Here is a 23,551-nt window from a genome sequence, read left to right on the forward strand (position 1 = left end):
CAGGTTGGATGAATGAAAAAGGCGGGGCAATTGCTCCGCCTTTTTACAATCCAATTACGGGTTTCTTTGGATCAACTATCTCTTCTTCAGATATGTATTCATTTAACTTTTCCGGTGACAGTGCTGAGCGAACGGCAAGAACGAAAACGATCGATGAAAACAGGACGCAAACCAGAATATCCCATCCAAACGGAATTTGCTTCAACGATCCGGTTCCAAATTGTCCTAGGAACGAGATCAGCCCAAGACCAGCAAAATAAGGCATCAGCCACAAGGCTTCGGTGACGTCCATTTCGTCTAAACGATTTCGGAACCGGACGAGCAACAGAACCTTCCCAACGATCAGCGCGATGCCAAGCCGCCAGACCGTGTCCCATCCGCTCCAATAGACGATGAGTGTGGCAATGGCGAATGCCGACAGCGCGACAAGGCGAACGGCCGGTATGCGGATCGACCGAGGATGGTCGGGTAAAAGATCCCGCAGACAAACCACCGCAACCGGTCCGACAGCAAATGACAAGACGATGGCCGCACCGTTCAGGGCAATAACAGTGGTGAAAGGCACCGTCAGCAGGAACAGCGTTCCAATCAGAAAGTTCAGTGCCAGCGCCCATAACGGGACTCCAAAGGACGACAGGGCCTTCAATCGTTTGGGCAGGAACCCGTTTTGGGAGAGGGCGAGGGCGATACGCGCGTTCGATCCGGTTGAAACCAGCCCATTGCCGAAGGGACCTATTACAGATCCGACATTCAGCAGGCTCAGAAACCACACCAAGCCGACGGATGTGATTACTGCGTCCAGAGGGCCTTCGCCACCAAAACTCAGTTGTGCCCACCCCTTGGAAAGCATGGATGGGTCGAGCGCGCCGATGAAAGCCACTTGCAAGCCAAGGTAAATGGCGGCGCACAGGACAATCGACAATATCAAAGCGGCCGGAATGGCAAACTTCGGATTTCGAACTTCGCCAGCCATATCTACCACATGGCGAAAACCAATGAACGAAAAAATAATCCCTCCAGTGGAAACAGCGGCCATGATTCCTTGCAAACCGTAGGGGCAAATCCATCTGGTCGCGAGAAGTTTTCAACCTTGAAGCGACTTGCGATAAGCAAAATGGACAGAACCACAGGTATAGCGATCTTCGCCCAAGTAAGGACCGCATTAACACGCGTGAAGAACTTGACCCCAAGTGCATTTACCGCAACGAACAGCAGCATGAAAACCAACGCGACGAAAACGCCTGCTCCGGTCAGATCGCCAGTCTCAGCCGTATGCAGCCAAGGCGCATAGGGCGCGAGGTATTTCAGCATGGCCTCAACTTCAATTGGTGCTGTAGTGTTATAGCCGATCCAGGCCGTCCACCCCATGGCCATCGACACGATGTTGCCATGCGAAAACTGTGGCACGCGCGCAATCCCACCCGGAATGGGAAGCATGGCGGAAATCTCGGCGAAGGTGATTGCCAATATGAACATGGCAACCGCGCCAATAATCCATGAGATTACAGCCGCCGGCCCCGCGTGTTGAACCGCAAGTAGGGGGCCAAATAGCCAGCCCGACCCTATGATTCCCCCAACGGAAATGAAGGTCAGTCCTAATAGGCCGATGTCTCGCTTTAACCCCGTCATGATGACCTCGGCCTCCGCGTATGGCCAATTATTGGGCCAAATAGGTCACGATAGTCGCCGAAATCCCAACGTGGCAAGCCCGCTGGTTCTAAGCAAAGAATTAAAAAGGAGATGGTGGGTGATAAGAGATTTGAACTCCTGACATCTTCGATGTGAACGAAGCGCTCTACCACTGAGCTAATCACCCATGACACGCGGTCATAGCTTTCCAAAGAGTGCGTCGCAAGTGAAATTGACAAGCTCGCAAGGGCAAAAAACGCCTCGTGAACAAAAAACTGGATTCTGACAAAAAACTGCAAAACGCCGCTTGACGCTGCCCCACCGTAGCCATAATACACCCAAACGTTCAGCAATGAACATGCAGCGGGCGGTTGTAGCTCAGATGGTTAGAGTACCGGCCTGTCACGCCGGGGGTCGCGGGTTCGAGCCCCGTCAACCGCGCCACCGCTGCCAACCTTGGTCCAGGGTAAAGGCCATGAAATAGATGCGCGGTTGTAGCTCAGTTGGTTAGAGTACCGGCCTGTCACGCCGGGGGTCGCGGGTTCGAGCCCCGTCAACCGCGCCATTTTCTTCTCAAAAACACCTGTTGATCAGAAAGTCTCGCGTTGGACTGGACGATACCATGACCATAGTTTGATTTGGTCGGCGAAAATCTGTATGTTCACTAAATGTTCTAACTTTTCTGTTGGAGACTCGGGCAAGCTCGCCTATCTCTTAACCACTTGTTTGTTGGGGGCCGGAAATGGCTGAGCTGAAGAATATAGAGGTGCGCGGCGCGCGCGAGCATAACCTCAAGGGCATCGACGTCGATATCCCTCGGGATCAGTTGGTGGTCATCACAGGCCTGTCTGGTTCGGGCAAGTCGTCGCTGGCGTTTGATACGATTTATGCTGAAGGCCAGCGCCGTTACGTCGAAAGCTTGTCCGCCTATGCGCGGCAGTTTCTCGACATGATGGAAAAGCCCGATGTCGATCATATCAGTGGTCTGTCCCCTGCGATTTCGATTGAACAGAAAACGACCTCCAAGAACCCACGTTCGACTGTGGGGACCGTTACCGAGATCTACGATTATCTGCGTCTGCTCTTTGCGCGCGCGGGCACGCCGTACAGCCCGGCCACTGGCCAGCCGATCGAGGCGCAGCAGGTACAGGACATGGTCGACCGCATCATGACGATGGCGGAGGGCACGCGCGGCTATCTGTTGGCCCCGATTGTGCGTGACCGCAAAGGTGAGTACCGGAAGGAATTCCTGGAGCTTCGCAAGCAGGGGTTCCAGCGCGTGAAGGTGGATGGTGAGTTCTATGAGCTGGATCAGCCCCCGACGTTGGACAAAAAATACCGTCACGACATCGACGTTGTGGTCGACCGTCTGGTTGTTCGTGATGGGATGGAGACGCGTTTGGCCGACAGCCTGCGCACCGCTCTGGATTTGGCAGATGGGATAGCAATACTGGAAACGGCACCCCGTGAGGGTGATCCGGAACGGATTACGTTCAGTGAAAACTTTGCCTGCCCGGTCAGTGGATTCACCATTCCCGAGATTGAACCACGTCTGTTTTCGTTCAATGCGCCATTCGGAGCCTGCCCGGATTGTGATGGGTTGGGGGTAGAGCTGTTCTTTGACGAGCGTCTCGTAGTGCCGGATCAAACGCTGAAGCTGTACGACGGGGCCTTGGCGCCATGGAGGAAAGGCAAGTCTCCATATTTCCTTCAGACAATCGAAGCCATCGCGCGCCATTATGAGTTTGACAAAAACACGCCCTGGAAAGACCTGCCCAGCAATGTGCAGCAGGTGTTCCTGCGGGGCTCGGGCGATGAGGAAATCCAGTTCCGCTATGACGAAGGCGGACGGGTGTATCAGGTGACGCGCAGTTTCGAAGGCGTGATACCGAATATGGAACGGCGTTATCGCGAAACCGACAGCGCGTGGATACGTGAGGAATTTGAGCGGTACCAAAATAACCGTCCATGCGGCACCTGCGAAGGGTATCGTCTGCGGGCCGAAGCCTTGGCAGTGAAGATCGCCGGGCTGCACGTCGGTCAGGTTGTCCAAATGTCCATCCGCGAAGCGCTGGCCTGGATTGAGGATGCCCCGAACCACCTGAGTGCTCAGAAGAATGAGATTGCCCGCGCAATCCTCAAGGAAATTCGAGAGCGCTTGGGATTTCTGAATAACGTTGGTTTGGAATACCTTACGCTGTCTCGTTCAAGTGGAACGCTGTCTGGCGGCGAAAGTCAGCGTATTCGTCTGGCAAGCCAGATCGGCTCGGGCCTGACCGGGGTTCTTTATGTATTGGACGAGCCCTCTATCGGCTTGCATCAACGTGATAATGACCGGTTGCTGGATACGCTCAAGAATCTGCGGGATCAGGGCAACACCGTGATTGTTGTCGAGCATGACGAGGAAGCCATCCGCGAAGCAGATTATGTGTTCGACATCGGCCCCGGTGCAGGCGTGCATGGCGGGCAGGTGGTCAGCCACGGCACGCCCGAGCAGATAGCAGCGGACGCGGCCTCGATCACGGGGCAGTATCTGTCGGGTCTGCGCGAGATTCCAGTACCCGCCGATCGGCGCAAGGGAAACAAGAAAAAGGTAACGGTCGTAAAGGCTTCGGGCAACAATCTCAAGGACATTACGGCCGAGTTTCCCTTGGGCAAGTTCGTTTGTGTCACTGGTGTATCTGGTGGCGGTAAGTCGACCCTGACGATTGAGACGTTGTTCAAGACGGCTTCGATGCGGTTGAACGGTGCGCGGCAGACACCTGCACCATGTGAAACTATCAAGGGATTGGAGCATCTGGACAAGGTCATCGATATTGACCAGCGCCCGATCGGGCGGACTCCGCGGTCGAACCCTGCAACCTATACCGGGGCCTTCACCCCGATCCGTGACTGGTTTGCCGGACTGCCCGAGGCGAAAGCGCGGGGATACAAGCCGGGTCGTTTCAGCTTCAACGTCAAGGGGGGAAGGTGCGAGGCGTGTCAGGGCGACGGCGTCATCAAGATCGAGATGCACTTCCTTCCTGACGTCTATGTCACCTGCGAAACCTGCAAAGGCGCGCGGTACAATCGCGAAACGCTTGAGATCAAGTTTAAGGGCAAGTCCATTGCGGATGTGCTTGATATGACGGTGGAAGACGCGCAGGAATTCTTCAAGGCCGTGCCATCAATCCGCGACAAGATGGATGCGCTGGCCCGCGTTGGTCTTGGCTATATCAAGGTGGGTCAACAGGCGACCACGCTGTCGGGTGGTGAGGCACAGCGCGTGAAACTGTCCAAAGAACTGTCAAAACGGTCAACCGGGCGAACGCTCTATATCCTGGACGAGCCAACCACAGGTCTGCATTTCGAAGATGTGCGTAAGTTATTGGAAGTGCTTCATGAATTGGTGAATCAGGGCAATACCGTCGTGGTGATCGAGCATAATCTGGACGTTGTGAAAACCGCCGATCATATCATCGACATCGGGCCTGAAGGCGGCGACGGTGGTGGTGAGATCGTAGCCGTTGGTGCACCCGAAGAGATCGCTCAAATCGAACGCAGCCATACCGGTAGATACCTGAAAACCATGCTCAACCCGGATCGAGTGGCGGCGGAGTAGGCGCCTTCAGGCAGCTCTCACTCCACCGCCTGTCCAATCAACGTTTCTTGGCTGGACAGGTGCTGATTCCCAACACCGAGTATAGGGGGCATGAATTAAGCAGGCCGGTGACCAACGGCACGACGCCGATCCACATCCAGGTTCCGTATCCCAGCAGAGCGCCCAGAATAAGCGCAATGCCTATTGCGATCCGAAGTGTTTTGTCGATCCCACCCATGTTATTAGTCATCACGAAAGTATCCTCTCCAAAAGGGTATAGCTTTGGGATACTTTATATTCCCTGATGGGAATATGACTTGAATCAACTTCGCCCTCGCTTTTCAAACCGGGGAAGCATGGCGCTGAAATCGCGGCCCAGTCCGTCCTCGTTTTCGACGAATTGTTCGTAAAGTGCAGTCGCGGCCTGTCCCATCGGTGTATCTGCATCAGCACTGTCTGCGGCTTGTTGGCTGAGTCGCAGGTCTTTCAGCATCAATTCGGCTGCAAATCCAGGAGTATAGCCATTGTCGGCAGGGCTTTGTGGCCCTACGCCTGGGGCGGGGCAATAGGCGTTCATCGTCCAACTGTACCCGGATGAGGTGCTGACCACGTCGAACATCTTTTGGCGGTCCAGACCCAATTTGTCGGCCAGGGCAAAAGCTTCACAGGTGGCAATCATGGTGACGCCCAGAATCATGTTGTTGCAGATCTTGGCGGCTTGGCCAGCTCCGGCTTCGCCGCAGTGAACCGCTTTTTGCCCCATGATGTTGAACAGGGGAGCAGCCTTTGCAAAGGCGGCTTCTGATCCACCGGCCATGAACGTCAGGGTGCCACCTGCCGCACCGCCGACACCACCCGAAACCGGAGCGTCAACGAACAACAGACCAGCGCCGCTGGCCTGTTCTGCGACTGCGCGCGCGCTGTCCACGTCAACCGTCGAGCAATCAATCAGAACGGCACCCTTCGCCATGGCGGGAATGATCTGATCTGCAACTGCCCGTAGAATGGCACCATTCGGCAGCATTGTTATGACAGCATCGGAAGAGGTAACGGCTTCGGTCGCAGTATCGGCCTGCGTAACCCCGTCAACAGTGACGCCCGCGGTGTCGAATCCGAGAACCTGATGCCCGGCCTTTGCCAGATTGACCGCCATGGGTGCCCCCATGTTTCCAAGCCCTATGAACCCGATCTGCATCTCTTAGTCCTCCTCGAATGTCAGGGTGTCCGCACCCAATGGCTGTAACATTTTCGAGACGGCCACCAGAGGGACGTCCATATCGGGAAACTGCCAGTTCGGGTTGCGGTCTTTATCAATGATCTGCGCGCGGATGCCTTCCAGAAAATCACCGTGCTCCATGGATCGGTGCGTAAAGCGGTACTCCATATCCAAAGCGCGCCGCATGGTGAGAGAGGGGCCACGCAGTCGGTGTAACATCTCGATCGTGCAGGCCACGGAAAGCGGTGCATTTTTTCTTATTTTTTCCAGAGCTTTTTGCGCAAACTCGTGATCATCACTGCGCAGGCTGGTCAGGATGTCGCCCAGTGTTTCACCGGAAAAATGCTTGTCGACTTCGGTTTGCAACTTTGCCAATTCGTCATTGGGTGGTGTTCCGGCATGTTCGGCCACCAGTTCAGCATTTCCAGACGCTTCCAGCATTTCGATCAGATCGGCCCAACTCGATTGCGGGATGAAATGGTCCGCAAACCCCGCAAGGATCGCGTCCGCAGGTCCCATTCTGAAGCCTGTGGTTCCCAGAAACTCACCCAATCGCCCAGGTGCGAGCGCCAGCATCAGCGTACCGCCAACATCCGGAACCAAGCCAATCGAGCATTCGGGCATTGCAATCCTGGAGCTTTCTCCGACGACGCGGTGGCTGCCATGGCAGCCGATGCCGACACCGCCGCCCATGGTAAACCCCTGAAGAAAACTGATGACCGGTTTGGGATACTCGAAGATCAGGGCATTCAGACGATATTCATCGCGCCAGAACTTCTGACCATACGCAAAGTTGCCTTTGGTGCCTGTTTCGTAAAGTTCGGCAATATCACCACCCGCACAGAAGGCTTTTTCCCCCTCGGCGTCCAGAACGATCAGGTCAACGGCATCGTCTTCACGCCAGTTGCGCATCGCCGTGTCGATGGCCATGCACATGTCATAGCTCAACGCGTTCAGCGCATGGGGGCGGGTCAGGGTGATGCGTCCGGCGCGGCCTGTGGTGCGGATTTCGATGTCTGACATTGGGGCCTCAGCGGTTGGCGAGCAACTGACGCGAAACGATCACGCGCATGATCTCGTTCGTGCCTTCCAAAATCTGATGCACCCGCAGATCGCGCACAAGCTTTTCGATGCCGTAATCCGCAAGATATCCGTAACCGCCATGCAGTTGCAGGCACTGATCTACCACTTTCGATCCGGTTTCAGTCACGAATTTCTTGGCCATGGCGCAGAATTTAGTGGCATCGGGCGCCCCCTGATCCAGTTTCCACGCTGCCTGACGCAGGAAGGTGCGGGCAGCCTGCAATTCGATTTCCATATCTGCCAGACGGAACTGAAGGGCTTGGAACTGATCGATGGATTGGCCGAATGCCTTGCGCTCGGACATGTATTGCAGCGTCATATCCAGCCCGGCTTGAGCAGCCCCAAGGGAACAGGCAGAAATGTTGAGCCGCCCACCATCCAGCCCCATCATGGCATATTTAAATCCGTCGCCTTCGGTGCCTACAAGGTTGCCAGCGGGAATTTTACAGTCGTCGAACTGAACCTGCGCGGTCGGTTGGCTTTTCCAGCCCATTTTCTGTTCCAGCGCCCCAAAGCTCAGCCCCGGCGTGCCGTCCTCGACATATACAGTCGAGATCCCCTTGGGCCCATCCTGACCGGTACGCACCATACAGACATAGGCATCGGAATAGCCGCCGCCTGAGATGAACGCCTTGGTGCCATTCAACGTATAACCTTCGTTGGTGCGTTCGGCGCGGGTTTTCAGCGCCGCCGCGTCAGAGCCAGAACCGGGTTCCGTCAGGCAATAGCTCAGAACCGTATTCAGGCTCAGAACATCCGGCATGATGCGCGCCTTTAGGTCATCATCCGCGAAATTGTCCAACATCTTGGCGCACATGTTGTGGATCGACAGGAAGGCGGCGACCGAAGGGCAGGCCATTGACAGGGCCTCGAAAACCAGGGTCGCATCCAGACGGGTCAGATTTGAGCCTCCGCTTTCCTCGGATACGTAAAGCGCGCCGAAGCCAAGCTCGCCTATCCGTGGCCACAGGGTTTTTGGAATGGTTCCGTCCGCCTCCCACTTGCGCGCAAAGGGTGCGATGTTTTCCTGCCCAAACGCGTTTGCCATGTCGAAAATGGCTGTTTGTTCCTCGCTGAGTGCGAAATCCATGACGCTCCCTCCCGTCGGCAATGAATTGAACGGTTGTTTATTTCTGAATTCTTACAGAAATTTTGCAGGCACAACAATGAGTCGGTTGAAAAGGGCCGGAGGCCGAAAACACTCAGAGGTCGGCGTGAAATTCCTCGATCAGGTGGCGCACGACGGCTTTCCCCGGATCGTCCCCGCGCGCTGTTGCCTCGGCATGAATACGGCGTTGGCGCGTGGCGGAAGTGCCGTTTTCAGCAATTTGCCTGAGCCGTGCGAGTTCAGTCATCGTGCCGAGGGCCTCGGTGTCTTCAGCCAACAACCCCATAAGGTCGCCGATCAGTTCAGACATGGGCTTGACCGACCGGTCGCCGAAATCAATCAGCCCTTCACCCACTCCGTAGCGTTGAGCGCGCCAGCGGTTTTCACCGATCAGAAAACGATCATATTGCCGCCAGCGCAGGTTGCGGTCTTTCAGGCGGCACAGCATCCGGGTCAACGCCTGCACCAGTGCCGCCAAAGACAAAGTGTGCTCCAGCCGTGGTTGAACATCCATGATCCGTGTTTCCAAAGTTGGGAAACGATGCGAAGGGCGCAGATCCCACCAGATCTTGGTGGTGTCTTCTATGACGCCAAGCTCGACCAGAATACCCGTGGTCCGTTCATACTCGCTCCAACTGGCAAAAACTGGCGGCAGCCCGGTACGCGGCAGGTTGTCGAACACCGTCAGACGGTATGAAGACAGGCCGGTATCCTCGCCGCTCCAGTAAGGCGAAGATGTGGACAGCGCCAGGAGATGCGGCAGAAAGTACGACAGTTGCGGCATCAGGTCGGCCCGAAGCGCAGGGTCTTCGACCCCAACATGAACATGCATCCCGCAGATCAGCATCCGTCGGGCAACACCGCCTAGTGCGTGTTGCAACGCGTCATACCGTTCTTTCCGGGTGTGGTGTTGGTCTTTCCAGTTGGCGAAGGGATGGCAAGAGACGGCGATAGGGGAAAGGTTGTATTCGGCCGCCCGTTTCGACACGCATGACCGCAGCCGCTTCAGATCTTCGCGCGCTGAAGCTACCGTGGTGTGTGGTCTGGTTCCAACCTCTATCTGGCATTGCAGGAACTCGGGACTGACCTGACCTTCGAAATCGCTTTGGCAGGCTTCCATCAGCGCTTCGGGGGCTTCGGACAATTGCAGGCTGTCGCGATCCACCAACAGGTATTCTTCTTCGATCCCGAGTGTAAATTCCTGCTGCATGGCGGCCCTCGCAGTTGTCAGTTCAATCAGTGAATACGGAAATTTACGTTTTGCCAAGGGTTTGCCCGGCTTACCCTTGCAGAGAAACGGTCCGCAGCGGTAAGGAACGTTGCATCACAGATCGCGGAGCCAGCGCCTTGAAACCCAGAAAATTCCCAAAGATCAACGCCGCCCTTGAAGAATTGGGGGTGAAACTGGTCGACAGAGTTACGGAACAGGATGAACGGGCGCGGCTGGAAGCCTTCGAGGCTGCTGGTGGCTTGGCGCGTCCTGCATATGCGTTGTCCCCGGGAATGGAGGGGTTCGACATCTCACAACTGGTGGCGGAATACGAGCGTCACAAGGCAGCCTTGGAGGCACTGAAAGATCCCGCGCGCAACCAGACCGGCTATTGCCCAGAAAATGGTTACTATGACAGCCCGGATGCGGATGCTTTGTATTTGATGATCCGTCGCTTCCAACCCAAGCGGGTGATCGAAGTCGGATGCGGCAACTCTACCCGTGTAACCCGACAGGCGATCATCGATGGCAGGCTGAACACCACCATTACCGCAATCGACCCTTATCCTCGTGCCGACATTGCCCACGTTGTAGATCGGTTCGAACAAGAACGACTCGAAGAAACGGACCCGGAACTGTTTGCAGAACTGGAGGCCGGAGACGTTCTGTTTATCGACTCCAGCCATGTTGTGCGGATGAGCAACGACGTTGCCCATCTTTTCTGTCGCATCATACCGACGCTTAAACCTGGGGTGGTGATCCACGTTCACGATGTGTTTTTGCCCTACGAATATCCCAAGCGCTTCTTCTATGATTGCCCAGGTTGGGGAGAACAGTACATGCTGCACGCGTTGCTGCAATCTGACGCGTATTCAATGCTTTGGCCGGGATACTACCTGCAACAGGATCGGCCCGATGCCGTTGCGGCCTTGCCGTTTCTGTCCACAGGACGCGCGCAGAGTATCTGGGTGCAGCTCAGAGAAAAATGATATCAGAGTGATCCACAGCGGCAAAAGGTCCGTATCCCTTTCCATAACACGCTGGAGAGGAGAAGACAGCTATGTTCCGTCGCACATTCATGGGCGCAGCCGCCGCACTTGCATTCGCTATGCCACTCAAGGCTCAGGCCGCCGACATCGTTGACACCGCCGTTGCCGCCGGGTCCTTCAACACATTGGTTGCCGCCGTTCAGGCCGCAGGGCTGGTTGAGACCCTGAAAGGGAATGGTCCGTTCACCGTATTTGCACCCACAGACGAAGCCTTTGCTGCGCTTCCTGAAGGTACTGTTGAGACGCTCTTGAAACCCGAAAACAAGGATCAACTGATCGCCATCCTGACCTATCACGTGGTTCCGGCCAAGGTTATGTCCGGTGATATTGCCGGCAAACGCGCCAAGGTTCTGACTGTTCAGGGCGATCGGCTGAGCGTCAATGCCAAAAACGGCGTGAAAGTGAATGACGCCAAAGTCGTGCAGGCAGATATTGAAGCCAGCAATGGTGTCATCCACGTCGTCGATGCGGTGATTCTGCCGGAATAAAGTCTGGTTTCTGGAAACAACAAAGCCCCGGCGATCGACCGGGGCTTTTGCTTTACAGAGATGATTGGTCAGACCAGACGAACCTGCGTGCCGACCTTGACCAGCGGATACAGTTCTTCGACATGCTGGTTGTACAGGCCGATGCAACCTGATGAACTCTGGCGACCGATCTTTCGCGTGTCGTGCGTTCCGTGAACCAGATACGCAGGCCAACCCAGATACATGGCGCGGGTTCCCAGCGGGTTGCCGGGGTCGCCACCTTCCATCCGAAGCGGCAGCGAAGGGTCACGTTCGCGCATTGATGCCGTGGGTGTCCAGCTTGGGAATTCGGTTTTGCGCACGACTTTCGTGTACCCGCGTTTGGTAAGCTCTTCGCTCATGGGTACGGAACTTGGGTACAGTTTGTATGTGCCGTCAGGCCCCCAGTAATGGACAGCGCGGCTGGTGATATCGGCCAGCAGGCAACCAGCGCCCACTTCATCGAAATGGTCCTGCCAGTTCTGCTGCGAGAAGGACGATACGTTGCGCCGCACCGGCAGTTGCGTACTGATTGCGTCTTCCGTTTCCGGAAAAGCATCCACGCTTTGTGCCCGAACAAGGGCAGGTGTCGCCATCAAAGAGGCCACGCCCAGCAAGGCAGAGCGACGGGTCATACGGGATTGGGACAAGGGTGCCTCCGGTAGGTTCACTGCTCGGTATATTGTTGACGCCAAAATATGAGCATTGTTCGCATTTTTCCAGAGTGAACCACCTGAATTTCTTGTGAGCGAGTGATGGAAAGCAGGTTTTTCGGCGGAAAGATGCGAAAAGCCCGGCCGTTGAACGGGCCGGGCATGAAAACTTCGGGGCTGTTGGATCAGTCCATAGCCTTGAAGTTGAACTCGCCACCTTCCTTGATGCCTGACGGCCAGCGTGCGGTCACTGTTTTGGTGCGGGTGTAGAACTTGAAGCTGTCCGGGCCGTGTTGATTCAGGTCGCCGAACATAGACTTCTTCCAGCCGCCAAAGGTGTGATAGGCCAGCGGAACCGGGATCGGAACGTTGATGCCCACCATGCCGATATTGATCCGGCTGGCAAAGTCACGCGCGGTGTCGCCGTCACGGGTAAAGATCGCGGTGCCATTGCCGTATTCGTGATCCATCGCCAGTTTCAGCGCTTCTTCATACGAACCCGCGCGCACGGTGGACAGAACCGGGCCAAAGATCTCCTGTTTGTAGATGTCCATCTCGGGGGTCACGTTGTCGAACAGATGCGGGCCGACAAAGAAGCCGTCCTCATAGCCTTGCAGGCTGAAGTCGCGGTTGTCGACAACCAGTTTCGCACCCTGTTCCACGCCCGAATTGATCAGGCCCAGAATGCGTTGTTTCGCTGCGGCGGTCACAACCGGGCCCATGTCGACATCATCGCCGGCAGTGTAGGGGCCAACCTTCAGCTTTTCGATACGCGGCACCAGTTTTTCGATCAGTGCGTCCGCGGTCTCTTCACCCACGGGAACAGCCACCGAAACCGCCATGCAGCGTTCGCCTGCCGCACCGAAACCGGCGCCAACCAGCGCGTCGGCGGCCTGATCAAGATCAGCGTCGGGCATGACGATCATGTGGTTCTTGGCGCCGCCGAAACACTGGGCGCGTTTTCCGTTCGCCGTTGCGCGGCTGTAGATATACTGCGCGATCGGGGTTGAGCCGACAAAACTGACGCCCTGAATGATCTCGCTGTCGAGAATGGTGTCAACCGCTTCCTTGTCGCCGTTTACGACCTGAAAAACACCTTTAGGCAAACCGGCTTCGACGAACAGTTCGGCCAGCATCAGGGGCACTGATGGGTCGCGTTCAGACGGTTTCAGAACAACGGCGTTACCGCAGGCCAGAGCGGGGCCGACGTGCCAGAGTGGCATCATGGCCGGGAAGTTGAACGGCATGATCGAGCCGACAACACCCAAAGGCTGACGCATGGAATACATATCAATGCCGGGGCCCGCGCTGTCGGTAAACTCGCCCTTCAGCATCTGTGGCGCGCCAATGCAGTATTCGATCACTTCGAGACCACGCTGCAAATCGCCCTTTGCGTCTGGGATGGTTTTGCCGTGCTCGCGGCTCAGCGCTTCGGCCAGTTTGTCCATGTCGCGGTTCATCAGTCCGACCATGGCCATCATGACGCGCGCACGTTTTTGCGGGTTGGTTGCACCCCATGCGGGTTGGGCGGCGGCGGCGGCCTCGATCGCGGCGGTGGTTTCCGCTGCACTGGCCATAGGGCACTTGTATTGAATTTCGCCCGTTGCCGGGTTGTAGACGTCGTCGAAACGACCGGACGTTCCGGCGACCATTTCGCCGTTCAGGAAATGGGTCAGGTCTTGCATCAATAGCTCCTCCGATAGATTTGCGCGCAGAATAGGCTTGCAGAAATCTCGCGAACAGAGGCAATGTCTCAAAAGAGTATTGCAAAAATGCAAAAGGGATCAAAATGACCCCAAATTGGGATGATATGCGGATTTTCCTGGCTGTTGCGCGAGAGGAAAGCCTGTCTTCCGCAGGTCGCATCCTGAAGATCGACCCTGCCACCGCCGGTCGGCGCATAGCACGCTTGGAGGCAACGCTTGATTCCACATTGTTCACCAAGTCGCAGCAAGGCTATGTTCTGACCCCGGCGGGACAGCGGCTGTTGGAACACGGGCTGCACGCAGAAGAGGCGATGCGCGCGGCGGCCGGGGCGGTAACAGGACCGACGAAATCGCTGAGCGGACAGATCAGGATTGGCGCGCCGGACGGTAGTGCCAACTACCTGCTGCCTCAGGTTTGTGCCAAAATCAGCGATGCAAACCCTGATCTGGACATTCAGATCCTGGCGCTTCCGCGTGTGATCAACCTGTCCCGTCGAGAAGCAGATATGGCAGTCACGGTCAGTGCGCCGACTGCCGGACAGCTGCTGGTGAAGAAAATCAGCGACTACAAGCTGCACATGGTCGCGACCGAAGAGTATCTGAAGCGACATGATCCGATCCGGAACATCGCTGACCTGAAGGGCCACAGGTTGATCGGCTATATCCCCGACATGATCTTTGACCTGGAACTGGATTACCTGAATGATATTGGCGTTGACCGTGTCGCTCTTGCATCGAATTCGGTGTCGGTACAGTTGCGACAGGTCTGCCTGGGAACTGGCGTTTGCGTGGCACATGATTTCACGTTGCCGTTCCACCCGGGGCTTCGGAAAATCCTGACGGATCAAGTGAGTTTGACGCGCAGCTTCTATCTGGTCCGGCATCAGGGAGACCAGCGCAACGAGCGGTTGAACCGATTTGCTGATGCCCTGACACGCGGTATTCGCGAGGAAGTGCTTCGTTTGGAAGCAGACCCCGACGCTTGACAGGTCGCGGCAATCGCGCAACGCTTTGGAATAAGTGTTATTATTCCGGAGGTATTCTTCATGCTAGTACAGGCCATCCTGAAGTCCAAAGCGACAGATGGTGTCGTGACCGTGGCGTCAACGGCGACAATCTCAGAGGCCTCGAAGATTCTTGCGGACAAGCGCATCGGTACGGTCGTTGTTTCCGACGACGGTGGCGAAACCGCGGCCGGCATATTGTCGGAACGTGACATCGTCCGGGAACTGGCGGCCAGCGGCAGCGGTTGTCTGGATCAACCGGTAAAATCATACATGACACAGGATCTTGTGACGGCGACTCGTCAGACCACGGTAGAAGACATCATGTCCCGCATGACCGAAGGGCGTTTCCGCCATATGCCAGTGGTTGAAGACGGAAAACTCGTAGGTATTGTCACTTTGGGTGATGTGGTGAAAGCCCAGCTTTCCGAACTTGCGATGGAAAAAGATGCTCTAGAAGGCATGATAATGGGGCACTGACGACAAGGGTTGCCCAAGCAATCACTTGCACCTGCAGCAAAGTTATGTTTGCTTGCGCAGAAATTTTGTTGCGCAGGAGGGCGCGATGCGGGTTGGATTGTATCCTGGAACCTTTGATCCCATCACGATGGGGCATATCGATATCATCCGTCGGGCGGCAGCTTTGGTGGATAAACTGGTTATCGGTGTGGCCATCAATCGGGACAAAGGCCCTCTGTTCTCGTTGGAAGAGCGCGTTGCCATGATCGAGGCGGAATGCGCCCGGCTTTCGGAACAGACCGGAACCGAAATCATCGCGCATCCCTTCGAAAACCTTCTGATTGACTGCGCGAGGGATGTAGGGGCGCAAATCATCGTGCGGGGCCTGCGGGCGGTCGCCGATTTCGAATACGAGTTTCAGATGGTCGGCATGAACCGCGCTCTGGACGATTCGATTGAGACCGTCTTTTTGATGGCTGAAGCGCGCCATCAGGCAATTGCGTCCAAGCTGGTGAAGGAAATCGCCCGGTTGAACGGGGACGTGTCGAAATTCGTCACGCCCCGAGTCAATGAAGCGCTGAAACAGCGGTTAGGCTAGGGCACCCATTGCGGCCGCTGTGTCCAGCATGCGGTTCGAGAAACCCCATTCATTGTCATACCACGCCAGCACACGAACCAATGTGCCATCAGTGACTTTGGTTTCAGCCAATGAAACGGTCGAGCTGTGCGGATCGTGATTGAAATCAATGGAAACCAGAGGGCGGCTTTCCGCCGCAAGCACTCCGGGAATTTTGGCGGCTGCATCGACGAACAGTTGGTTGACCTCTTCTTCGGTCGTGGGGCGTGAAACCTCGGCCACAAGATCAACAACCGAGACATTCGGGGTTGGAACACGGATGGCCTGACCGGTCAGTTTCCCTTTGATTTGCGGCAGCACCAGACCCACGGCAGCGGCTGCACCGGTTGTCGTAGGGATCATCGACAGCGCCGCTGCTCGCGACAGGTAGGGATCTTTTCCAACTGTATCATGCACCGGCTGGCTGGCAGTGTAAGCGTGAACCGTGGTCATGTTGCCGTGCTTGATACCAATACCGGCATCCAGAGCCGCAGCAACAGGAGACAGGCAGTTGGTGGTGCAGGACGCGTTTGAGACCACCAGATCCTCGGCGGTCAGTTCGCTATCGTTGACACCAAAGACGATTGTTTTCACACCGCCGTCGCCTCTGGCAGGGGCAGAGATCAGAACTTTCCGGGAGCCGTTTTTGAAGTGACGTTCTGCCGCTTCGCGCGTACGAAACACGCCCGTACATTCCAGAACGACGTCAATATCTGACCAGGGCAGATCCTCGGGGTTGCGCTCGCTGCTCAGCCGAATTGGGCCACGACCCACGTCCAGACCAGCATCGTTGAGCGTGACCGGGTTGGGGTAACGGCCGTGAACGCTGTCAAATTCAAAGAGATGCGCGTTCATGTCGGGTTTGCCAAGATCGTTGATCGCGACGATCTCAACGTCCGTACGTCCGCTTTCTATCACCGCGCGCAGAACCCCGCGCCCGATCCGTCCAAATCCGTTGATCGCCAGTTTCAAGGTCATGGTCTGCTCCGTCCAAATGTCTCAGCAATATGAGTTAGCGCTAACAAAGCCAGATCAAGCGAAATGTCAAGGAAAACCTCAGTCACCGCCAGAAAGCGAGCCAGTCCAGAAAGTCGTAAAGCTTCTTTCCGAGGAAAAGCAGATGTTCGGTCCCGTGCAGCGTCACATCCAGCATCATGCCGCCGAGCAGAAGAAGGCCGAGCCAGATAGCGATTTGGTTGGTCATTGCTGTCCCGAACGTAAAATGCCCGCTCAGATAACCTGAGCGGGCATCAAGGTACAAGCGAAGTCCGAAAGGTCAGTTAAGGCGGCCCATCGCAACAGCCACGTCGGCCATGCGGACCGAGAAGCCCCATTCATTGTCATACCAGGCCAGAACGCGGACCATACGGTCATCGACAACGCGGGTCTGATCCGGTGCAAAGATCGAGCTTTCCTCAGTGTGGTTGAAGTCGGTCGACACCAGCGGAGCGGGCTCATATCCCAGAACGCGCTGCATCGGGCCTTTGGCGGCCTCTTCGACGATCGCGTTGATTTCGGCCGTCGAGGTGTCACGCGAAGCACGAAATGTCAGATCAACCGCCGAGACATTCGGAGTAGGCACGCGGATGGCAGAACCGTCCAGACGACCCTTCAGGTTCGGCAGAACCTCACCCAGCGCCTTGGCCGCGCCGGTCGAGGTCGGGATCATCGACATTGCAGCAGCGCGAGCACGGTAGAGGTCGCTGTGGCGACGGTCCAGAGTAGGCTGGTCCCCGGTGTAGGCATGGATGGTGGTCATGATGCCGTGTTCGATGCCGACGCCTTCGTCCAGTACCTTGGCCAGCGGAGCCAGACAGTTCGTTGTGCACGAACCGTTGGATACCATGTTGTCGTTGGCGGTCAGGGTGTTGTGGTTCACACCGAAGACGATGGTCTTGTCGACATTCTTGCCAGGAGCAGACAGAAGAACCTTGCCGGCACCACGCTCCAGGTGGGTTTTCGCCTTGGTTCCGTCATTGAATTTACCTGTGCATTCCAGAACGACGTCGCAGCCTTCCCAATCCAGATCGTTCATGTCGTAAGTCGAAAACATCTGCATCGGGCCTCGGCCCAGATCCATGGTGTTTCCTTCGATGGCAACCTCGCGCGGGAAACGCCCGTGAACACTGTCATATTTCAGCAGATGCGCCGAGGTTTCCAAAGGGCCAGTTGCGTTGACTTTGATCACTTCGATGTCGTTGCGCCCGGACGCGGCGATGTGCGACAGGGTGCAGCGGCCAATACGGCCAAAACCATTGATACCGACCTTGATGGTCATATGACGTCTCCAGATGCGCTTGCTTTGAGGGCCATATAGCGGCGAAAAGGGAATCTCAAAAGGGCAAAAACGGCATATTTTTAAGGTGTTAGCGCAAACCTGCGCCGGTTGCGCTAACGCTTGCGCTAGCCGTTGGATCAGGTAGGGTCCGGTTTGCAGCAGCAGATGTGAAGGGAAACGCGATGAGTGGTCTTTTGGCCCTGTTGGATGATGTGGCGGGCATTGCCAAAGTTGCGGCGGCATCAGTGGATGATGTGGTTGCAGCAGCAGGCAAGGCGGGGGCCAAAACCGCTGGTGTGATTATTGATGACGCAGCGGTGACACCGAAGTACGTGCAGGGCTTTGCCCCGGCGCGTGAACTGCCGATCATCTGGCGCATAGCGCGAGGTTCGGTCTTTAACAAGATCATACTCTTGCTGCCTGTGGCTTTGTTGCTGGCCAATTTTGCACCGTGGCTGATTACGCCTTTGTTGATGCTTGGTGGGTCATATTTGTGTTTTGAAGGGGCCGAGAAGATTTTTCACGTTCTGTTTCCTCATGGAAGCCATGTCATTGAGGAAGACATGAAGAACCCCGACCCGGGCCATCTGGAGGAACAAAAGGTCAAGGGCGCCATCAAAACGGATTTCATTCTGTCTGCCGAGATCATGACCATTGCATTGGCGGCGATCGAAGCCCCGAACCTGTGGATGCAGGCCGCTACTTTGGCCGTTGTGGGGATTGGCGTGACGGTGGCCGTCTATGGGTCGGTGGCGTTGATCGTGAAGATGGATGACGTGGGGCTGTTTCTGGCGAATAACGCTCCAACTCCTGTTGGTCGTGGTATGGGCCGCGGCTTGGTCAAAGCGATGCCCGGGGTGATGAAAACCCTGTCGATTGTGGGAACCGCGGCGATGCTGTGGGTCGGCGGCTCAATTGTGATCCACGGGATGGAGGTGTTGGGCTTTGGATGGTTGGGCCATCATATCCACGATTGGGCCTATGCAATTGGGCATTCGGTTTCTGATCAATGGGTTGGCGCAGTTGAATGGATATCCAAGGCCACGATGGATGGCGTATTTGGTTTGGCCTGGGGATTGGTTTTGATCCCGGTGGCGACCCGGATCATTTCACCACTGTTAAACAAGAAGGCGAAACATTGAGTTGACCCGTTATCGTCTGGCCGCGATGATTGATGGCCCTCTGGTTCGGCAAGTCGGTAAGCGCGGATCAACCGGCGGAGCTTCATTTCTATCTGCTTTGAGTGTTGCGGCCGACGAAGTCCCATTCGATGAAACTGATCTGTATGGTTTCTTGCATTTTCGTATTGATACTGCGTTCACGGCGCAGAAGCGTAGTAATTGGTTCGGGGGACGCTTCTACAACGCTTTGGTGGGACAATCGGCCACCTATGTTCCGCTGTCCGGAACACATCTTCGCCAGGCGTTGTCTTGCCTCGGTTTGCAAGCCCCTGAGAAAGTGGTGGTGCAAGGACGGTATGAGTTGCGTTTGGATTACGCTCTGAAAGCCTACGAAGAACTTGCACTTCGGGTTAACGCTGAACCCAATTGAAAAGGGCGGCCAAGGCCGCCCTTTGCTCGATCAGGTGGGCCTGTCTCACAGTCCCAGCAGTTCCTTGACTTTGGCAACGGTTGCTTCGGCTGTGATGCCGAAATGCTTGTACAGCTCACCGGCAGGGGCCGAGGCGCCAAAGCTGGACATGCCGATAAAGCCTGCCTTGGCTTCGCGGCCACGCTCGCCCAACAGCCAGCGATCCCAGCCACCGGCGCGCACGGCGGCCTCGATGCCGACGCGAACCGGACCGGCGGGCAGCACGCGCTTGCGATAGGCTTCGTCCTGCTGTGCGAACAGCTCCATGCAGGGCATGGAGACGACGCGGGTGCCGATGCCTTCGGCCTCGAGCATCGCCTTGGCTTCCATTGCCAGCGAAACCTCTGAACCTGTTGCAATCAGGATCGCCTGACGCTTGCCCTCGGCCTCGGCCAGAACATAGGCGCCTTGCGCGGTCAGGTTCTTGGTCTTGTGATCCTTGCGCACGGTCGGCACACCCTGGCGGGTCAGCGACAGCACCGAGGGGCTGTCTTTGAAGGTCAACGCCAGTTCCCAGGCTTCGGCGGTTTCGATCGTATCGGCGGGGCGGAACACATAGGTGTTCGGCGTCGCGCGCGAGATGGCCAGATGTTCCACCGGCTGGTGGGTTGGGCCGTCTTCGCCCAGACCGATCGAGTCGTGGGTCATCACGAAAACCGACGGGATCTTCATCAGTGCCGCAAGACGCATCGATGGGCGGGCATAATCGGTGAAGGCCATGAACGTACCGCCATAGGGGCGGATGCCACCGTGCAGGGCCATACCGTTCATCGCTGCGGCCATGCCGTGCTCGCGGATACCGTAGTGAATATAGCGACCTTTGCGGTTTTCCGGCAGGAAGACACCCATATCAGCCGACTTGGTGTTATTCGATCCGGTCAGGTCAGCCGAACCACCAACGGTCTCGGTCATGATCGGGTTCACAACGTTCAGAACCCTCTCAGAAGAGGCGCGGGTGGCCAGTTTCGGCTGTTCTTCGGACATCTGCTTTTTGAACGCACGAATGGCACCAGCCAGTCGCTTGGGGGCCTCAAACGCATAGGCACGGTTGAACTCGGCCTGCTTGCGCTCGGACAGTTGCGCGAAACGTTCTTCCCAAGCGGCACGCTCGACTGTGCCACGTGCACCAATGGCTTTCCAAGCGGATTTGACGTTGCCAGGAACTTCGAAAGCGCCGTGGGGCCAGCCATAGGCCTCTTTCGCGGCTTCCAGTTGATCCTGATCTGTCAGTGCCCCATGACCTTTCGAGGTGTCCTGTGCAGCATGACCCAGAGCGATGTGGGTTTCACAGGCGATCATGGTTGGTTTGTTCGACTTCTTCGCCTGAACGATGGCTGCATCGATGGCCTTGGGGTCGTGGCCGTCGATTTCGATCACATGCCAGCCCGAGGCCGCGAAACGGCGGACCTGATCGGTGCGATCCGCAATATCGACAGTGCCGTCGATGGTGATGTTGTTGTTGTCCCAGAAGACGATCAGTTTGCTCAGCTCATGGCGGCCGGCCAACGTGATAGCTTCCTGACTGACACCTTCCATCAGGCAGCCGTCGCCCGCGATCACGTAAGTATAGTGATCCACGACTTTCTTGCCGTAATGCGCGCGCTGGATTTCCTCGGCCATGGCAAAGCCCACCGCGTTGGAAATGCCCTGACCAAGAGGGCCGGTTGTGGTTTCAACACCGTCGACCAGAAAGTTTTCGGGGTGACCCGCGGTCTTGGCGCCCAACTGGCGGAAGTTCTTGATCTCTTCCAGCGTTACATCTGCATGACCGGTGAGATAGAGCAGCGAATAGACCAGCATCGAACCATGGCCAGCCGAGAGGATGAACCGGTCACGGTCGGGCCAGTTCGGGGCGGAGGCATCAAATTTCAGGTGCTTTTCGAATAGAACGGTCGCAACATCGGCCATGCCCATGGGCATGCCGGAATGGCCGGAATTTGCGGCGGCGACGGCGTCAAGGGTCAGGGTGCGGATTGCCGCAGCTTTGTCCCAGTGTTCGGGGTTGGCTTTGCGCAGCGCAGTCAGGTCCACGGGCGTTGTTCCTTTGGATAAAAAGCAGATTGCGGGCTCAATACCATTCAGCACCCAAAGTGCAAGCGGAACCGGGCCTTGATCGCACTGGGCGGGTGAAGAGTGCGGTCCAAGTAGTTGAAACCAAACAGTGGGTATTTTCTGTCGCATTCCGTTAGACTGTCAACAAGCGGGATTCGGTTTTGATTCGGATCACTTCGCGACAGAATGAACCTTGATAAAGAGGTGACAGGGGCATGAGCCAGATAGAGGAATTACAACACCGCATTGTAGCTGCGATGGACCGTATCAGTGCGGGGGTCGAAGCAATGGGCGGTGCGTCCCGGAATACCGGGGCGGATGAGAGGCTTCAGGCCGAACTTGAAGACGAAAGAGTCGCCAATGCACAGCTTCAGGAGCGCCTGAAGACCCTGAAAGAGCAGCACGAACAGCAAGTGGACGAGCTGCGTGCCGATCTGGAGGAGTTGAGGACAGCCCCAGCAGACTCTGACGAAACGGATGCGTTGCGCGCTGAGCTGGAAGAAGCCAGGGCAAAAATCACGTCTGTTGAAGCGGCCCGTGCCGAGCTGGCCGAGGCCAAGGCTGCGTTGGACAACAGTGCCGAACTGGAAGCGTTGAAGTCCGAGAACGAAAGGATGCGCGCAGAGCTTGACGGAATCGGAGATCCTTCCGCGTTGAAGGCCGAGCTTGAGCAAATGCGTGAATTGCTTGCTCAGGCAAAAGAAGTTGAAGCGGAAAACAGCCGCCTCAAGGCAGAGCTTGAAGATACCGAGCGGGTCAATGAACTGAGCGCAGAGCTTGAGATGCTGCGGGCCGAGAGGGCCAGCCATGGTGCTGCAATGTCCCGCCTTGATGACGATCTGCAACGTATGCGCAAGGCGAACGAGCAGTTGCGGAATTCGGTCGAAGAATTGCGCTCTGCGGCGGCAGAAGGGCTGACGGATGCTGAATTGCTGAACCGCGCCACCGTCGCCGAGTTGGAGGCGACACGTGCCGCGCAGGCTTCGGACGCCGCCGAAGCACAGGCCGTGCTGGCACGTTTGGAACCTCTGTTGTCGCAGGCGAAACTTGTTGAAGGTGAGGTAGAGTAATGCCCGAGGTAACCATTCATATCGGCGGGCGCGGTTTTGATGTGTCCTGCCGGGACGGGGAAGAGCCCTTTCTGCACGCTGCCGCGAAAATGCTGGATGACGAAGCGCAGGTTTTGTCCGATCAGATCGGGCGGATGCCGGAAGCCCGCATGTTGCTGATGGCCGGTCTGCTGCTGGCTGACAAGACGGCGGCAACGGAAGACAAAGTAAAGGCGTTAGAGGCCAAGCTGGCCGAGGCCGAGGCCGAGCTTCAATCGCTGCGAAATGCGCCTGCGCCGGAACCCGAGCGCATTGAAGTCGCGGTCGTCCCGCCTTCCGTCACGGATACGCTGGCAGAGCTGGCGGCACGTGCAGAAGCGCTGGCTTCGGTGGTTGAGGAGAAAACGGCACAATGACGTACCTGCGCAATCTCTTTTTCGGTGCTCTGCTTGTTTTCCCGGCAACAGCTGCACTCGCCGAAATCGACATTCTGTCCGTTACATTTACCTGTGAGAACGGAGTTCCGTTGCCGGTGACCTATTTCAACGCGCTTGACGGATCAGGCGCGGCGGCGACGATGGTGGACAACACTCTGGTTGCGATGCGCCAGGTCGAAAGCGGGTCGGGCATCCGCTACGAATCCGTTGGAGATCAAGGAACCTATATCCTGCGGTCAAAAGGCTGGAACGCGGCAATCAGCTATTTGGCGGCAGGCGCCGCCAATGAGCAGGTGATTTATCAGGACTGTTCCAGCCGGTAGGTC

At 56.6% G+C, this 23,551-nt stretch carries 24 protein-coding genes and 3 tRNA genes; 13 read left to right on the plus strand and 14 right to left on the minus strand.

Features of this window, described 5'->3' with window-relative positions; all coding sequences use genetic code 11:
- Positions 1-43 precede the first annotated feature (43 nt).
- From AC2FFA_RS01930 to AC2FFA_RS01940, 3 genes are all read right to left on the minus strand, one after another.
- Positions 44-973, minus strand: a complete 930-nt coding sequence (locus AC2FFA_RS01930) for an APC family permease (RefSeq protein ID WP_496849628.1) — start codon at positions 971-973, stop codon at positions 44-46.
- Positions 974-975: 2 nt separating this feature from the next.
- Positions 976-1,629 (minus strand): APC family permease, encoded by a 654-nt coding sequence (locus tag AC2FFA_RS01935; protein ID WP_496849630.1) that lies wholly within the window; start codon positions 1,627-1,629, stop codon positions 976-978.
- A gap of 112 nt (positions 1,630-1,741) precedes the next feature.
- Positions 1,742-1,816 (minus strand) — tRNA-Val (locus AC2FFA_RS01940).
- A 180-nt stretch (positions 1,817-1,996) separates the two neighbouring features.
- On the opposite strand from AC2FFA_RS01940, the gene AC2FFA_RS01945 reads away from it, so the two are divergent.
- The 3 genes from AC2FFA_RS01945 (at position 1,997) to uvrA (ending at position 5,230) form a co-directional block, all read left to right on the plus strand.
- Positions 1,997-2,073 (plus strand) — tRNA-Asp (locus tag AC2FFA_RS01945).
- Between the two features lie 44 nt (positions 2,074-2,117).
- A tRNA-Asp gene (locus tag AC2FFA_RS01950) sits at positions 2,118-2,194 on the plus strand.
- Between the two features lie 177 nt (positions 2,195-2,371).
- A complete protein-coding gene (gene uvrA, locus AC2FFA_RS01955; protein ID WP_496849631.1) occupies positions 2,372-5,230 on the plus strand; it encodes an excinuclease ABC subunit UvrA in 2,859 nt (952 codons plus the stop codon).
- 37 nt (positions 5,231-5,267) lie between these two features.
- On the opposite strand, the gene AC2FFA_RS01960 is transcribed toward uvrA, so the two are convergent.
- The 5 genes from AC2FFA_RS01960 to AC2FFA_RS01980 form a co-directional block, all read right to left on the minus strand.
- Complete coding sequence (locus tag AC2FFA_RS01960; RefSeq protein WP_117869078.1) at positions 5,268-5,459, minus strand: YgaP family membrane protein; 192 nt, start codon at positions 5,457-5,459, stop codon at positions 5,268-5,270.
- Between the two features lie 72 nt (positions 5,460-5,531).
- Positions 5,532-6,404, minus strand: coding sequence for a 3-hydroxyisobutyrate dehydrogenase (gene mmsB / locus AC2FFA_RS01965; protein WP_496849634.1), 873 nt, complete (start codon positions 6,402-6,404; stop codon positions 5,532-5,534).
- Positions 6,405-6,407: 3 nt separating this feature from the next.
- Entirely contained in the window at positions 6,408-7,448 is a 1,041-nt protein-coding gene (locus AC2FFA_RS01970) for an enoyl-CoA hydratase/isomerase family protein (protein ID WP_496849635.1), read from the minus strand.
- 7 nt (positions 7,449-7,455) lie between these two features.
- Positions 7,456-8,598, minus strand: coding sequence for an acyl-CoA dehydrogenase family protein (locus AC2FFA_RS01975; protein ID WP_496849637.1), 1,143 nt, complete (start codon positions 8,596-8,598; stop codon positions 7,456-7,458).
- 112 nt (positions 8,599-8,710) lie between these two features.
- The gene (locus tag AC2FFA_RS01980) at positions 8,711-9,826 is read right to left on the minus strand and encodes a carboxylate-amine ligase (RefSeq protein WP_117872769.1); all 1,116 of its coding nucleotides are present in this window, start codon (positions 9,824-9,826) and stop codon (positions 8,711-8,713) included.
- Positions 9,827-9,963: 137 nt separating this feature from the next.
- Between AC2FFA_RS01980 and AC2FFA_RS01985 the strand changes: the two genes are divergently transcribed.
- Both AC2FFA_RS01985 and AC2FFA_RS01990 read left to right on the plus strand, forming a co-directional pair.
- A complete protein-coding gene (locus AC2FFA_RS01985; RefSeq protein WP_496849639.1) occupies positions 9,964-10,815 on the plus strand; it encodes a class I SAM-dependent methyltransferase in 852 nt (283 codons plus the stop codon).
- A gap of 71 nt (positions 10,816-10,886) precedes the next feature.
- Entirely contained in the window at positions 10,887-11,363 is a 477-nt protein-coding gene (locus tag AC2FFA_RS01990) for a fasciclin domain-containing protein (RefSeq protein ID WP_496849640.1), read from the plus strand.
- Between the two features lie 68 nt (positions 11,364-11,431).
- Here AC2FFA_RS01990 and AC2FFA_RS01995 read toward each other — a convergent pair whose 3' ends face one another.
- On the minus strand, positions 11,432-12,016 hold the full coding sequence (locus tag AC2FFA_RS01995; RefSeq protein ID WP_299897247.1) for a L,D-transpeptidase: 585 nt from the start codon (positions 12,014-12,016) through the stop codon (positions 11,432-11,434).
- Between the two features lie 203 nt (positions 12,017-12,219).
- Positions 12,220-13,719: a CoA-acylating methylmalonate-semialdehyde dehydrogenase gene (locus AC2FFA_RS02000; RefSeq protein ID WP_496849641.1), complete on the minus strand. Its 1,500-nt coding sequence runs from the start codon at positions 13,717-13,719 to the stop codon at positions 12,220-12,222.
- A 104-nt stretch (positions 13,720-13,823) separates the two neighbouring features.
- Here AC2FFA_RS02000 and AC2FFA_RS02005 point away from each other — a divergent pair, with 104 nt between their 5' ends.
- The 3 genes from AC2FFA_RS02005 to coaD all read left to right on the plus strand — a co-directional run bounded on the left by AC2FFA_RS02005 (position 13,824) and on the right by coaD (position 15,801).
- Positions 13,824-14,726, plus strand: a complete 903-nt coding sequence (locus AC2FFA_RS02005; RefSeq protein WP_496849642.1) for a LysR family transcriptional regulator — start codon at positions 13,824-13,826, stop codon at positions 14,724-14,726.
- 60 nt (positions 14,727-14,786) lie between these two features.
- Complete coding sequence (locus AC2FFA_RS02010; protein ID WP_117869069.1) at positions 14,787-15,224, plus strand: CBS domain-containing protein; 438 nt, start codon at positions 14,787-14,789, stop codon at positions 15,222-15,224.
- Between the two features lie 85 nt (positions 15,225-15,309).
- Positions 15,310-15,801 (plus strand): pantetheine-phosphate adenylyltransferase, encoded by a 492-nt coding sequence (coaD, locus tag AC2FFA_RS02015; protein WP_117869068.1) that lies wholly within the window; start codon positions 15,310-15,312, stop codon positions 15,799-15,801.
- Here the strand turns inward: coaD and gap (AC2FFA_RS02020) are convergent.
- The 3 genes from gap (AC2FFA_RS02020) to gap (AC2FFA_RS02030) all read right to left on the minus strand — a co-directional run bounded on the left by gap (AC2FFA_RS02020) (position 15,793) and on the right by gap (AC2FFA_RS02030) (position 18,097).
- Positions 15,793-16,797 carry a type I glyceraldehyde-3-phosphate dehydrogenase gene (gene gap / locus AC2FFA_RS02020; protein WP_496849645.1) on the minus strand — a complete coding sequence of 335 codons (1,005 nt, stop codon included), beginning with the start codon at positions 16,795-16,797 and terminating at the stop codon, positions 15,793-15,795. The genes coaD and gap (AC2FFA_RS02020) overlap by 9 nt on opposite strands.
- A gap of 82 nt (positions 16,798-16,879) precedes the next feature.
- Positions 16,880-17,023 carry a hypothetical protein gene (locus AC2FFA_RS02025; RefSeq protein WP_496682063.1) on the minus strand — a complete coding sequence of 48 codons (144 nt, stop codon included), beginning with the start codon at positions 17,021-17,023 and terminating at the stop codon, positions 16,880-16,882.
- A 72-nt stretch (positions 17,024-17,095) separates the two neighbouring features.
- The gene (gene gap, locus AC2FFA_RS02030; RefSeq protein WP_496672987.1) at positions 17,096-18,097 is read right to left on the minus strand and encodes a type I glyceraldehyde-3-phosphate dehydrogenase; all 1,002 of its coding nucleotides are present in this window, start codon (positions 18,095-18,097) and stop codon (positions 17,096-17,098) included.
- Between the two features lie 182 nt (positions 18,098-18,279).
- On the opposite strand from gap (AC2FFA_RS02030), the gene AC2FFA_RS02035 reads away from it, so the two are divergent.
- A complete protein-coding gene (locus AC2FFA_RS02035; protein ID WP_117869065.1) occupies positions 18,280-19,239 on the plus strand; it encodes a DUF808 domain-containing protein in 960 nt (319 codons plus the stop codon).
- 1 nt (position 19,240) lies between these two features.
- Positions 19,241-19,648: a hypothetical protein gene (locus AC2FFA_RS02040; RefSeq protein WP_117869064.1), complete on the plus strand. Its 408-nt coding sequence runs from the start codon at positions 19,241-19,243 to the stop codon at positions 19,646-19,648.
- 45 nt (positions 19,649-19,693) lie between these two features.
- On the opposite strand, the gene tkt is transcribed toward AC2FFA_RS02040, so the two are convergent.
- On the minus strand, positions 19,694-21,718 hold the full coding sequence (gene tkt / locus AC2FFA_RS02045) for a transketolase (RefSeq protein WP_496717478.1): 2,025 nt from the start codon (positions 21,716-21,718) through the stop codon (positions 19,694-19,696).
- Positions 21,719-21,954: 236 nt separating this feature from the next.
- On the opposite strand from tkt, the gene AC2FFA_RS02050 reads away from it, so the two are divergent.
- From AC2FFA_RS02050 to AC2FFA_RS02060, 3 genes are read left to right on the plus strand one after another with little or no spacing between them, the layout of a single operon-like run.
- Entirely contained in the window at positions 21,955-22,809 is an 855-nt protein-coding gene (locus AC2FFA_RS02050; RefSeq protein WP_496849648.1) for a hypothetical protein, read from the plus strand.
- On the plus strand, positions 22,809-23,204 hold the full coding sequence (locus AC2FFA_RS02055; RefSeq protein ID WP_117869062.1) for a cell division protein ZapA: 396 nt from the start codon (positions 22,809-22,811) through the stop codon (positions 23,202-23,204). Before AC2FFA_RS02050 ends, AC2FFA_RS02055 begins: the two co-directional genes overlap by 1 nt.
- A complete protein-coding gene (locus tag AC2FFA_RS02060) occupies positions 23,201-23,548 on the plus strand; it encodes an MliC family protein (protein WP_496849650.1) in 348 nt (115 codons plus the stop codon). Before AC2FFA_RS02055 ends, AC2FFA_RS02060 begins: the two co-directional genes overlap by 4 nt.
- The last annotated feature ends 3 nt before the right edge of the window (positions 23,549-23,551 follow it).

Source organism: Ruegeria sp. YTSB088, assembly GCF_059609825.1.

Bases quoted from the DNA above. Each gene is read 5' to 3' on its own strand.
- AC2FFA_RS01930 (WP_496849628.1), bottom strand. From the start codon at position 973: ATGGCTGGCGAAGTTCGAAATCCGAAGTTTGCCATTCCGGCCGCTTTG.
- AC2FFA_RS01935 (WP_496849630.1), bottom strand. From the start codon at position 1,629: ATGACGGGGTTAAAGCGAGACATCGGCCTATTAGGACTGACCTTCATT.
- uvrA (WP_496849631.1), top strand. From the start codon at position 2,372: ATGGCTGAGCTGAAGAATATAGAGGTGCGCGGCGCGCGCGAGCATAAC.
- AC2FFA_RS01960 (WP_117869078.1), bottom strand. From the start codon at position 5,459: ATGACTAATAACATGGGTGGGATCGACAAAACACTTCGGATCGCAATA.
- mmsB (WP_496849634.1), bottom strand. From the start codon at position 6,404: ATGCAGATCGGGTTCATAGGGCTTGGAAACATGGGGGCACCCATGGCG.
- AC2FFA_RS01970 (WP_496849635.1), bottom strand. From the start codon at position 7,448: ATGTCAGACATCGAAATCCGCACCACAGGCCGCGCCGGACGCATCACC.
- AC2FFA_RS01975 (WP_496849637.1), bottom strand. From the start codon at position 8,598: ATGGATTTCGCACTCAGCGAGGAACAAACAGCCATTTTCGACATGGCA.
- AC2FFA_RS01980 (WP_117872769.1), bottom strand. From the start codon at position 9,826: ATGCAGCAGGAATTTACACTCGGGATCGAAGAAGAATACCTGTTGGTG.
- AC2FFA_RS01990 (WP_496849640.1), top strand. From the start codon at position 10,887: ATGTTCCGTCGCACATTCATGGGCGCAGCCGCCGCACTTGCATTCGCT.
- AC2FFA_RS01995 (WP_299897247.1), bottom strand. From the start codon at position 12,016: ATGACCCGTCGCTCTGCCTTGCTGGGCGTGGCCTCTTTGATGGCGACA.
- AC2FFA_RS02000 (WP_496849641.1), bottom strand. From the start codon at position 13,719: ATGCAAGACCTGACCCATTTCCTGAACGGCGAAATGGTCGCCGGAACG.
- AC2FFA_RS02005 (WP_496849642.1), top strand. From the start codon at position 13,824: ATGACCCCAAATTGGGATGATATGCGGATTTTCCTGGCTGTTGCGCGA.
- AC2FFA_RS02010 (WP_117869069.1), top strand. From the start codon at position 14,787: ATGCTAGTACAGGCCATCCTGAAGTCCAAAGCGACAGATGGTGTCGTG.
- coaD (WP_117869068.1), top strand. From the start codon at position 15,310: ATGCGGGTTGGATTGTATCCTGGAACCTTTGATCCCATCACGATGGGG.
- gap (WP_496849645.1), bottom strand. From the start codon at position 16,797: ATGACCTTGAAACTGGCGATCAACGGATTTGGACGGATCGGGCGCGGG.
- AC2FFA_RS02025 (WP_496682063.1), bottom strand. From the start codon at position 17,023: ATGACCAACCAAATCGCTATCTGGCTCGGCCTTCTTCTGCTCGGCGGC.
- gap (WP_496672987.1), bottom strand. From the start codon at position 18,097: ATGACCATCAAGGTCGGTATCAATGGTTTTGGCCGTATTGGCCGCTGC.
- AC2FFA_RS02035 (WP_117869065.1), top strand. From the start codon at position 18,280: ATGAGTGGTCTTTTGGCCCTGTTGGATGATGTGGCGGGCATTGCCAAA.
- AC2FFA_RS02050 (WP_496849648.1), top strand. From the start codon at position 21,955: ATGAGCCAGATAGAGGAATTACAACACCGCATTGTAGCTGCGATGGAC.
- AC2FFA_RS02055 (WP_117869062.1), top strand. From the start codon at position 22,809: ATGCCCGAGGTAACCATTCATATCGGCGGGCGCGGTTTTGATGTGTCC.
- AC2FFA_RS02060 (WP_496849650.1), top strand. From the start codon at position 23,201: ATGACGTACCTGCGCAATCTCTTTTTCGGTGCTCTGCTTGTTTTCCCG.